Raw genomic sequence first — 11,284 nt, forward strand, 5'->3', positions numbered from 1 at the left:
TTACTTGTAACTTCTCTGGGTCAACTTCACGTTTTCGAACACAAGCGGTTCTTTGTTCAGCTCTTCCTCCACATCGTCTCCCATGTGTTTCCAAGCACCCACATAAGCAAAATTCTCATCATCACGAAGAGCTTCACCTTCTTCGGTTTGATACTCTTCGCGGAAGTGACCACCACAAGACTCATTCCTGTGCAGTGCATCCCTTACCATAAGCTCTCCCAACTCAATGAAGTCCGCCACTCTGTGTGCCTTCTCCAAAGATAAGTTCAGCTCATCTTCAGTTCCCAAAACTTTGACATCAGCCCAAAATTCCTTTTTCAGATCCTGAATCATACCAATGGCCTTCTGAAGACCTTCAGCAGTTCTGGCCATACCACAGTACTCCCACATGATTTTACCTAATCGCTTATGGAAATCATCGATGGTCTTCTTACCGTTGATGGAAAGTAGTTTCTTGATTTTATCTTTGATTTCTTTTTCTGACTGCTTGAAAGCCTCATGGTCCGTGCCGACTTTCTCATATGGCATGCCTGCCAAATAATCTCCAATAGTATAAGGAATCACAAAGTAACCATCCGCCAAACCTTGCATCAAAGCCGAAGCTCCCAATCTGTTGGCACCATGGTCAGAGAAGTTGGCTTCTCCTAGGGCATAAAGACCAGGTACAGTAGTCATCAAATGGTAATCTACCCAAAGTCCTCCCATAGTGTAGTGAACAGCCGGATAAATCTTCATTGGCGTCTTATAAGGGTTCTCGCCAGTGATCTGCTGATACATATCAAACAGGTTACCATATTTCGCACTGATCGTATCCTCTCCATCCCTAATGATTGCATCACGGAAATCCAAGAATACCGCTTCACCGGTTTCGTTTACTCCTCTACCTTCATCACAAACATATTTGGCATTTCTAGAAGCCACATCACGAGGAACCAAGTTACCGAAAGAAGGATACCTTCTTTCCAAATAGTAATCTCTGTCCTCGTCCTTAATATCTTTAGGCATGATCTCCCTCTTACGAAGTTTCTCAGCCAACTCTTTCGTTTTAGGCACCCATACCCTACCATCGTTCCTTAATGATTCTGACATCAAAGTCAACTTAGACTGGTGATCTCCTGAAACAGGGATACAGGTTGGGTGAATCTGGGTGTAACATGGGTTAGCAAAATAAGCTCCCTTTTTGTGTGCTCTCCAAGCCGCAGTCACATTTGATCCCATAGCGTTGGTAGAAAGGAAGAATACGTTACCATATCCACCAGTACAAAGCAACACGGCATGTGCACTGTGAGATTCAATAGCTCCTGTGATTAGGTTTCTGGTAACAATACCTCTTGCTTTTCCATCGATGGTTACCACATCCATCATTTCTGTTCTAGGATAAAGCTTTACTTTACCATTTGCTACCTGACGGCTCAAGGCTGAATAAGCACCCAAAAGCAACTGCTGTCCAGTTTGGCCCCTAGCGTAGAAGGTTCGGGATACCTGAGCACCACCAAATGAACGGTTGGCAAGTAACCCACCATACTCACGGGCAAAAGGAACACCTTGTGCCACACATTGGTCGATAATATTAACAGAAACTTCTGCTAGTCTATGAACATTGGCTTCTCTGGAACGGTAATCACCACCTTTGATGGTATCATAAAATAACCTGTAAACAGAGTCACCATCATTTTGATAGTTTTTGGCAGCATTGATACCTCCTTGTGCTGCAATAGAGTGGGCTCTTCTTGGACTATCTTGGAAGCAAAAAGCCTTCACATTATAACCTAGCTCTGCCAATGATGCAGCTGCTGAAGCACCAGCCAAGCCAGTCCCTACCACAATCACGTCGTACTTTCTCTTGTTGGCCGGATTGACCAACTTCATGTTGAATTTATGTTTTGTCCACTTTTCAGCTAATGAACCTGCTGGTATTTTGGAATCAAGTATCATATCGGCTTGGTATTAATTCAAGGATGAGAAATAAATGAAGATGGGCATGGAAGCAAACATCGCCGGAACAATGATAGAAAATGCACTTCCGATAAACTGGATCGCTGGGGTGTACTTCTTGTGATTAAGTCCCAAAGTCTGGAATGCACTGGCAAAACCGTGGTTCAAGTGAAATGCTAAGAAAGCCATAGCCACTACATAGAGCGCTACCAAACCAATGTTAGAAAAGGCCAAGTTGACCACTGCATAAAGGTCTTTATACTCACCACTTTCATAGGTTACTGTTGGAATTGCTCCCCAATGCATTTGTGCCCAAAAGTTTTGAAGGTGAACCACAATAAAGATTAGCACAATAGTACCCAGAATACCCATATTTCTTGAATTCCAACTGCTATTAGTGCCTGATTTCGCCTCAGCATAATTTACTGGTCTTGCTTTTTTGTTTCTTACTGATAACATGATCGCAAAAATCACGTGTCCAATAATGGAAATGTAAGTTAGATAAGAAAGGATTTTTACTGCTGGATTGGTGGTCATAAACTTGGCATATTCATTAAATGCCTGTCCACCATCATCTTTGAATAAAAGCATATTTCCCGAGACGTGTCCTATCAAAAACAGGATCAGGAATAACCCTGTCAGGGCCATTAGCAACTTTCGTCCCAAAGTGCTACTAAAGGTTTTGGTTACCCAACTCATAAATTTTTCTCTTTATTTTGTGTAGATCGTTTTTTTAAATTATCGATTTGGTCAACAAATTTACATGCCGAAAATTTATCAAACAATCTATCCCTACGTATTGGTCTTATTTTAAAGCGTTCTAAATAATACCAGAAAAGGGCTTTTTGGCTATTTTTAAAACTTTTTGATCGCATATCACTTAAATTTTCAGTTGTATTTCAATAATATGGTACACTTCCTTAACTTTAATTCGTATATATTTAATAATTGAGTAAAAACCTAGCTAACTTACTTAGCTAAATATTAAGTATAAATACTGAAAATTTTTAAGTAATTCATCCAGAAAGTTTGGTTGATCTGGATGAAAGTGGTAAAAACTTATGAGATATATGAAATGTAAAGCTTTTCTCTTGTTATCCCTGTGCCTTTTCTTTCTAGGACTTCAAGAGACATTGGCCACACACATCCGAGCAGGCGAAATCATCGCAGAAAGAATATCGGTACAGTCACTAACTTACCGAATTACTGTAGTAGGCTATACTGACACACGCTCGTCAGTAGTTTTTGGGCCAGGACAAATCGAGTTTGGCGACGGTAGGGTGGTAGAAAACCTGAATACAGAAAGTGATTTTAGCACAGTAGAGTCTTTGGGGAACCAAATTGAAAAGAACGTTTTTGTCATTACCCATACTTACCAAGGACCGGGACAATACACCATTCGCTTTTTAGAATACAACAGGAACGACTTAACCCTAAACATGGACAACTCTGTGGAAACCCCTTTCTACATCGAAACTATGATAACCATAGACCCATTTATTGGCGTCAACAATTCACCAGTACTGACCATCCCGCCCGTTGACAATGGCCAGATCAACACACGGTATATTCACAATCCAGGGGCATACGACCCTGATGGAGACAGCATCGCCTACCGGTTTGATGATGTAGTTCCTCTTCAAGACTACCAAAGGCCTGTTAACAACTATAGAAGCCCTGCTTCAAGTGAATTCAGCTTTAATAGAGAAGATGGTTCTCCGAATCCATTTATTTCTATGGATCCCGTAACTGGAGATTTAGTCTGGGACGCTCCAGGCATCGCGGGTCAGTATAATGTTGCCTTTCATATTGAAGAATGGCGAAAAATCAATGGGGAATATCAGAAAATAGGCTATGTGGTCAGGGACATGCAGATCATTATCGAAAACTCCGACAATCAAAGGCCTGTGCTTCTGGTGCCGCCAGACATATGCGTAGTTGCAGGAACTAACATTGAAGAGATCATCCAAGGTAGTGACCCAGATGGAGATGATATTAAGATTGAAGTTTTCGGAGACCCAATCGAAATTTCTTCCTCACCAGCCAGCTATGACCCAGTTGCTACTTACCAATCATCCCCAGGCATTGTTAATTTCGACTGGCAAACCGTATGTAACCACGTAAGAGCAAGAGAATACCAAGTAAGGTTACGAATTACGGATGACCCTGAATCTGGTCCGGCTTTGGTGGATATCAAGACCTGGAACATTAAGGTAGTAGGACCTCCTCCAGTCATACAAACAGTAGAACAAATGCCCGGCAGAACTGCGGATATCACCTGGGATCCTTACTCTTGTGGGAACAGTGCAGAGAGCATCCAAATTTGGAGAAGTGTCAACAGCAATCCTTACGAACCTGATTCTTGTGAAACGGGTATCAGGGATGGCTACGAGCTCATAGGAACCACGGACATGAACACCTTCAACTTCCTTGATAATAATGGAGGAGAAGGTCTTTCCCCTGGCAACACCTACTGTTATAGATTGGTTGCCTCTTATCCTCAACCAAGAGGTGGGGAAAGTATTGTTTCAGAAGAGTTCTGTATCACCATTGATGTTGATGTGCCTATCATTACCAATGTAAGTGTGGAAGAAACAGACCCTAGCAATGGTGAAATGTTCATCAAGTGGACACCTCCATATGACATCGATACCCAACAGTTCCCTGGCCCATATCAATATCAGTTAATCCGCTCAGAGGGCTTTACAGGAAATGAAAATGCCACCACTGTCACCACAACCAGTGATACTTTGTTTACCGATACGGGATTGAATACAGAGAGTCTTGTATACAATTATGAAGTAGTCCTTTTGGATGGCGGAATCAGGATTGACACATCCAGCATGGCCTCATCTGTATGGTTACAGCCAACTATTATCAATGAAGCTATTGAGCTTAATTGGGAGTTTAACGTGCCATGGAACAACCGTATCGCACAATATATCCATGAGGTTTACCGAAATAGGACAGATCCAGATGCAAGCGATGCAGATACATTCGAGTTGATAGCAGAAGTTGATGTCACCACAAGTGGTTTTACCTTCTTGGATGATGGCAGCCACAATGGACTCCCACTGAGTAGAGATACAGAATATTGCTACTATGTTATTACCAAAGGAGCTTATAATGTGGATTTATTGACTTATCCTTTAGAAAACAAATCTCAAATTATCTGTGCAAGGCCCGACGACAATAGGCTTCCTTGCCCTCCTGTGCTGACTTATGATGGGCCAAACTGCGAAGAGTTTCTTGCTGATAAACCTTGTAATTTCGACAACTTCTACCATGACTTAAGCTGGGAGCCGAACTTTACAGGTGATTGCGACGATGAGCTAGGTAGCTATAGGATTTATTTCTCAGAAACTGGTGCTGAGGGCAGTTTCGAACAAGTGGCAACGGTAAGTGCTTTAGAAACTGACACAAGAATTACTGGCTTACTTGAGCTAAAAGGGTGCTACTACATTACAGCGGTGGATCGATCCGGAAATGAAAGTGAACCCAGTAATATTGTATGTATCGATAACTGTCCAAACTACGAATTACCGAATGCATTTACTCCTAATGGAGATGGAGTTAACGATACCTTCCAGGCATTTGACAATCCATTCCCTAGATGTCCTCGATTTGTAGAAGCCGTGGAAATCAAAATCTATAATCGCTGGGGCGCTTTGGTATTTGAATATAATAGTGCCACTTCAAACGAAAACGACTTCTATATTCGTTGGGATGGTAAGGACCAAAATGGAAATGACTTACCAGCGGGAACGTATTTCTATTCCGGTTCTGTATTATACAACACCAATAATGAAAGCATCAGCAGTGAAGAGCTCAAAGGTCACATTCAAATCATAAAATGAGTAAGCTAAAGCACGATTTTGATATTGTATTGTTTGATGGAGTCTGCAACTTGTGTAACCAAGCGGTAGACTTCATCATCCAGCGCGATAGAAAAAACAGCTTCAAGTTAGCTTCACTTCAAGACGACCTTAGCAAAGAATTATTAAAGGGTAAAGAAATAAATGAAGATTACCTCGATTCGTTAGTTTTGCTTCGAGATGAAAAGGTTTTCTATAAAAGCCGGGCTGCTTTGGAAATCGCAAAAAAATTAGAGGGGCTATGGCCCCTTTTTTATGCTTTTATCATCCTCCCTCCTTTTCTTAGAGACCCCATTTATAATTGGGTTGCCCGTAACCGCTACAAATGGTTTGGCAAAAGAGAAACCTGTCGCTTTCCTACTGAAGAGGATAAAATAAAATTCCTTTCCAAAGAAGACTTTAAATAGAATTAAACAAAAAAGTAAATTCTTTTGGTATCATCTGTCAAAATTTCAATTTTACTTCATTATCCTTATTGCTTTATTTTTTGGTATATTTGTGCCCACAATTAACGAATTGAAATTTTGAGTTTCCATATTTCACTAGAAAGTGGGCTTTAAGAAAGAAATTACATCAAAGCTTCTTTTTACTAGTTTCCATAATAAATGGATAAAAAGAATGCTGATTGATGAGACTTTAACAAAAAAATATTCAAATGAAAGCTTATGTTTTCCCCGGTCAAGGGGCCCAATTTCCGGGAATGGGCAAAGAATTGTATGAAACCAATGATGAAGCCAAAAGGCTATTTGATCAGGCTGATGAGATTTTAGGTTTCAAAATCAGCGAAATCATGTTCAATGGTACTGCGGAAGAGCTAAAACAAACCAAAGTAACCCAGCCTGCTGTATTCCTTCACTCTGTTATTCTGGCTAAAACCACTGCAGATTTTAATCCAGACATGGCTGCGGGTCACTCTTTGGGAGAACTTTCTGCCTTGGTTGCTACTGGCGCTTTATCATTTGAAGATGGACTAAAACTGGTTTATCAAAGAGCTTTGGCCATGCAGGAAGCTTGTGAAATCAACCCTTCCACCATGGCTGCCATTCTTGGTCTAGAAGATGAGAAAGTCGAAGAGATTTGTGCCAGTATTGGCGAGGAAGTAGTTGTAGCGGCCAACTATAACTGCCCAGGCCAATTGGTGATCTCCGGTTCCAATAAAGGGATCGAGATTGCTTGTGAAAAAGCAAAAGAAGCGGGTGCCAAAAGAGCTCTGCCTTTACCTGTAGGAGGTGCTTTTCATTCTCCTCTAATGGAACCTGCAAGGGAAAAGTTAGAAAAAGCGATTGCTTCCACCAACTTCAACAAACCTGTTTGTCCTGTTTACCAAAACGTAAGCACCAAAGGTGAAACAGATATTGAAACCATCAAAAACAACCTTATTGCACAGCTGACAGCTCCTGTAAAATGGACCCAATCTGTACAAAACATGGTGGCCGATGGTGCCTTAGACTTTGTGGAATGTGGACCGGGAAAAGTACTTCAAGGTTTGGTTAAGAAAATCCACCGAGAAGCAGAGGTCTCTGGACTATAGTTTAAGACTAAAGATATCAGACAAAATACTTTAGACTGAAATCAGCCGCTCTTGATTTGTAATTAAGAATTTATTTTATGGGGGATTTTTAATCCCCCTTCTACTTTCACTTTATTACAATAGGAAAGTATATGCCATTAAAGTAACCATGATTCACTTTTCTACTTTTTTCCTGATTCATTTACTATCAATAACAGATTACAAAGGCCTCGGTTTCATCCTTTTTCTCGCTACCTTGATCCTGGTAATTGGCTTTGATAAATTGGTCAAACTGATTATATGGATCACAGAAAAAGTTGAGGAAAAACGCAATAATAAGTAACACACTATATGACCCAGCAAGAGATCCTATCTATCGACAATAAACATATCTGGCACCCCTATACTTCTGCCTCAAGAGAAACAGACAATCTTGTGGTCAAAAGCGCCAGAGGCGTTTTTCTGGAATTGGAAGATGGCTCCAAAGTCATAGATGGTATGTCAAGCTGGTGGTCAACCATTCATGGCTATAACGTACCTGAATTGAACAAAGCCATTCAAAACCAGCTGGATAAAATGGCTCATGTGATGTTTGGTGGCATTACTCACCAGCCTGCGGCTGAATTGACAAAGTTACTTTTACAAATTGTACCAAAAGGACTAGAGCATGTTTTTTACAGTGATTCAGGTTCTGTTGCTGTGGAAGTTTCCATGAAGATGGCCTTGCAATACTGGTATTCTAAAGGACAAAACAGTAAAAACCGTTTTATTACTGTGCGAAACGGTTATCACGGAGACACTTGGCATGACATGTCCGTCTGTGATCCTGTCACCGGAATGCACAGTATTTTTAATAACCGACTTTCTCCACAAATCTTCCTTCCCGCACCCCAATCCAAATTTGACGGACCACTTTTAAGGGGGGAAATAGATGAAGTAGAAAAATCCCTCAAGGTCCATCAAGACGAAATTGCTGCCTTTATTCTTGAGCCCATTGTTCAGGGGGCAGGAGGAATGCGCTTTTACCATCCAGAATATTTAAAAGCAATCAAGCACCTTTGTAAAAAGTATAACATCCTTTTGATTGCCGATGAAATAGCAACGGGATTTGGCCGGACAGGAAAGCTATTTGCCTGTGAGTATGCCCAAATCACGCCTGATATCATGTGCGTCGGAAAAGCTTTGACAGGAGGGTATTTATCCTTTGCCGCCACATTTTGTTCTGCCGATGTAGCCATGACCATTTCCTCAGGCTCACCAGGAGTTTTTATGCATGGCCCGACTTTCATGGGCAATCCACTGGCCTGCGCTACGGCCATTGCCAGTATCAAATTATTGCTGGGGAAACAGTGGCAAGACGATATTAAAAGAATCGAAAAGCACCTTAAAGAAACTTTACCACAACTGGAAGAATTAGACGCTGTGAAAGAAGTAAGGGTGCTTGGTGCAATCGGGGTGGTAGAAATGAAGAATAATGTAGATATGGCTTTGATTCAAAAAGAATTATTGGATAGAGGTATTTGGCTTAGGCCTTTTGGTAAATTGATCTATACCATGCCTCCTTTCGTGATTTCACAAGAAGAGTTAAATCAACTTACCAATGCCATGTGTGATGGAATTCGCGCCTATATTTCCTCATAAAACCAACTATGACTTTGACTGTCAAAGATCGATAGAGAAAATAAATTGATTTTTTTTCAATACTCCACTCAGGGTATCCTTCCAACTTGGTGTCAATATTTTACAGCAACGTAAAATTTATTAAAATCAAGAAAGTATGAAATTCAATATCGTTTTCTCAATTATAGTTTCAGTTTTTCTATTCTCTTGTCATGAGAATCGTTTATGCATCAAAGGTGATGGAGTCATCCGTGAGTATGAACTAACCAATTTAGAAGAATTCGACAAGGTAGAATTGACCGGACCAATTGATTTAAAAATCATCCAATCTACTACCCCTTCGGTTACAATCCTGGCCGAACAAGCATTAATGGATGTGATGGAATACCGAGTGAAGAATGATGAATTGCAAGTAGGTTTTGAAAGAAAAATCAATTGTCTTAATAATACTAAACCAGTAACAGTGGTTGTTGCTGCGCCTGACTTGGTAGAAATCCAAATTGATGGCAATAGCGAAATCACTTGTGAAGGCACCATTGATTTCAATGAGCTTACCATTATCTCGTATGGTAAGTCAGAGGTTGAACTGGAAGGTTCGGTAGATCATCAAACATTCATTGTCGAAGGAAAAATGGAAGTATCCAATTTCAACCTCCTGAGCAAAACCACCTATATTGATGTAAATGGATCTGGAGAGTTTGATATAGCTTGTAGTGAGGTTTTGGATATCGATGTAAATGGAAAAGCAGAAGTGAACTATATCGGCCAACCTTCCATCTCTCAAGATGTAAATGGGTCTTTAGAGCTTAAGTCAGTCAATCGCTAAAATTTGCACTCAAAAACACCCATATGGTGATTTCACCCTCATCAATAACGGATTGATGAAATTCTTGTAAATCACCTAGGGTCAAGTCAAACAAAGCCCTTTCTGAATTCGTTAATAATGGCAAACCAATCTTTGAACATAAATCAAATTGCAATGCCATTTTTAACGAATGAAGAAGGAAATCAACCTATTGATATATATTATCAAGATTATGGAAAGGGCCAACCAGTCATTTTGATTCATGGATGGCCGCTTAGCCATCAGGCATGGGAAGGCCAAGTACAAACACTATTGGAAGCTGGTTATCGCGTGATCAGCTATGACAGAAGAGGCTTTGGGTTATCTTCCCATCCTCTTGATGGTTACGACTATTCATCCTTGGCCAGTGATTTAAATGCAATCATCCAACAGCTAGATCTCCATAAGGTAACCATTGTTGGCTTCAGCATGGGCGGAGGAGAAGTTGTTCGTTACCTAACAGATTATGGTACTGAGCGAATTTCCAAAGCGGCACTTATTGCTTCAATCATCCCTTTGGTGGCTCAAAAAGAGGATAATCCTGATGGAGTGCCATCAGAGGTTCTAAATAGTATTATGGAAGCATTGAAAAACAATCGAGTTGGTTTCTTGAAAGACTTTCATAAGAACTTCTATAATTATCAAGAAAACAAGGGACGGATGTCTGAGGCCAATTTAGAATATGATTTTTCTATTGCTTCACATGCTTCTCCTATTGCCACCATTAAAGCTGCAGAAGCTTGGGCTGGAACAGATTTTAGAGCAGAGCTCAAAAATGTCACTGTACCTACGTTGATTGTTCATGGCGACGCTGATAACATCGTACCCATCAAGACTTCTGCCGATCAGGCCGCTAAAGGCATTGCAGATAATGAGTATCATGTCATTCCAAATGCCCCACATGGTCTGAACCTTACCCATCGTAAGGAGTTGGATAAGCTCTTGTTAGAATTCTTGAAAAAATAGTCTGATAACAATCACTGTTCTTAAAGTCCTTTGCCAGTGCACTGGCAAAGGACTTTTCTGTTTCAACCTAAATAGAATCAGGCTAAATCTTCTTAAAATGAGCTGTGCAGAAAAAACATTATTCCTATTTTTGCCTCAAAATTTATAGACAACATGACGCTGATTGAAAAAATCCAGAAATCACCTGAAGCAGTTACTTTTCAGGAAACCATTGCCCACATTGATGAGCATTACCTTTTTTCTCCTACACGGTTTACCAATGGTGATACCGTAAATGAAGCTGGACAAAACAATGGTTCGTGCAAAATCTTCAGCTTCGCTAAAATCCAGAACTTAAACAAAGAGCAAACCCTTCATCTTTTTGGAGATTTTTATAGAATTGATGTCCTTCAAGACCCAAATGGATCAGGACATCAAAATATTCGCAATTTCATGCAAACGGATTGGAAAGGAATTCACTTTGATCAACAAGCATTAAAATTGAAATAATTCACTGAACTGTCTCGGAAGTTCCGAATTTCTACTAAATCCTTT

At 40.4% G+C, this 11,284-nt stretch carries 9 protein-coding genes; 7 read left to right on the forward strand and 2 right to left on the reverse strand.

The window, feature by feature from the left end:
- Both IFO69_RS00615 and IFO69_RS00620 read right to left on the reverse strand, forming a co-directional pair.
- A complete protein-coding gene (locus IFO69_RS00615; RefSeq protein ID WP_192007020.1) occupies positions 1-1,935 on the reverse strand; it encodes a fumarate reductase/succinate dehydrogenase flavoprotein subunit in 1,935 nt (644 codons plus the stop codon).
- Between the two features lie 12 nt (positions 1,936-1,947).
- Positions 1,948-2,634 carry a succinate dehydrogenase cytochrome b subunit gene (locus IFO69_RS00620; protein ID WP_192007021.1) on the reverse strand — a complete coding sequence of 229 codons (687 nt, stop codon included), beginning with the start codon at positions 2,632-2,634 and terminating at the stop codon, positions 1,948-1,950.
- A gap of 371 nt (positions 2,635-3,005) precedes the next feature.
- On the opposite strand from IFO69_RS00620, the gene IFO69_RS00625 reads away from it, so the two are divergent.
- The 7 genes from IFO69_RS00625 to IFO69_RS00655 all read left to right on the forward strand — a co-directional run bounded on the left by IFO69_RS00625 (position 3,006) and on the right by IFO69_RS00655 (position 11,239).
- Positions 3,006-5,792, forward strand: a complete 2,787-nt coding sequence (locus tag IFO69_RS00625) for a gliding motility-associated C-terminal domain-containing protein (RefSeq protein ID WP_192007022.1) — start codon at positions 3,006-3,008, stop codon at positions 5,790-5,792.
- Complete coding sequence (locus IFO69_RS00630) at positions 5,789-6,217, forward strand: thiol-disulfide oxidoreductase DCC family protein (protein WP_192007023.1); 429 nt, start codon at positions 5,789-5,791, stop codon at positions 6,215-6,217. The genes IFO69_RS00625 and IFO69_RS00630 overlap by 4 nt, the downstream gene beginning before the upstream one ends.
- Positions 6,218-6,465: 248 nt before the next feature.
- The gene (gene fabD / locus IFO69_RS00635) at positions 6,466-7,341 is read left to right on the forward strand and encodes an ACP S-malonyltransferase (RefSeq protein WP_192007024.1); all 876 of its coding nucleotides are present in this window, start codon (positions 6,466-6,468) and stop codon (positions 7,339-7,341) included.
- Between the two features lie 330 nt (positions 7,342-7,671).
- Positions 7,672-8,961, forward strand: coding sequence for an adenosylmethionine--8-amino-7-oxononanoate transaminase (bioA, locus tag IFO69_RS00640; RefSeq protein WP_192007025.1), 1,290 nt, complete (start codon positions 7,672-7,674; stop codon positions 8,959-8,961).
- A gap of 136 nt (positions 8,962-9,097) precedes the next feature.
- Entirely contained in the window at positions 9,098-9,766 is a 669-nt protein-coding gene (locus IFO69_RS00645) for a GIN domain-containing protein (RefSeq protein ID WP_192007026.1), read from the forward strand.
- A 153-nt stretch (positions 9,767-9,919) separates the two neighbouring features.
- Complete coding sequence (locus tag IFO69_RS00650; protein ID WP_192007027.1) at positions 9,920-10,750, forward strand: alpha/beta fold hydrolase; 831 nt, start codon at positions 9,920-9,922, stop codon at positions 10,748-10,750.
- Positions 10,751-10,903: 153 nt separating this feature from the next.
- Entirely contained in the window at positions 10,904-11,239 is a 336-nt protein-coding gene (locus IFO69_RS00655) for a HopJ type III effector protein (protein WP_192007028.1), read from the forward strand.
- The last annotated feature ends 45 nt before the right edge of the window (positions 11,240-11,284 follow it).

The organism is Echinicola arenosa, from assembly GCF_014841125.1.
GTDB lineage: Bacteria > Bacteroidota > Bacteroidia > Cytophagales > Cyclobacteriaceae > Echinicola > Echinicola arenosa.

Bases quoted from the DNA above. Each gene is read 5' to 3' on its own strand.
- IFO69_RS00615 (WP_192007020.1), bottom strand. From the start codon at position 1,935: ATGATACTTGATTCCAAAATACCAGCAGGTTCATTAGCTGAAAAGTGG.
- IFO69_RS00620 (WP_192007021.1), bottom strand. From the start codon at position 2,634: ATGAGTTGGGTAACCAAAACCTTTAGTAGCACTTTGGGACGAAAGTTG.
- IFO69_RS00625 (WP_192007022.1), top strand. From the start codon at position 3,006: ATGAAATGTAAAGCTTTTCTCTTGTTATCCCTGTGCCTTTTCTTTCTA.
- IFO69_RS00630 (WP_192007023.1), top strand. From the start codon at position 5,789: ATGAGTAAGCTAAAGCACGATTTTGATATTGTATTGTTTGATGGAGTC.
- fabD (WP_192007024.1), top strand. From the start codon at position 6,466: ATGAAAGCTTATGTTTTCCCCGGTCAAGGGGCCCAATTTCCGGGAATG.
- bioA (WP_192007025.1), top strand. From the start codon at position 7,672: ATGACCCAGCAAGAGATCCTATCTATCGACAATAAACATATCTGGCAC.
- IFO69_RS00645 (WP_192007026.1), top strand. From the start codon at position 9,098: ATGAAATTCAATATCGTTTTCTCAATTATAGTTTCAGTTTTTCTATTC.
- IFO69_RS00650 (WP_192007027.1), top strand. From the start codon at position 9,920: ATGCCATTTTTAACGAATGAAGAAGGAAATCAACCTATTGATATATAT.
- IFO69_RS00655 (WP_192007028.1), top strand. From the start codon at position 10,904: ATGACGCTGATTGAAAAAATCCAGAAATCACCTGAAGCAGTTACTTTT.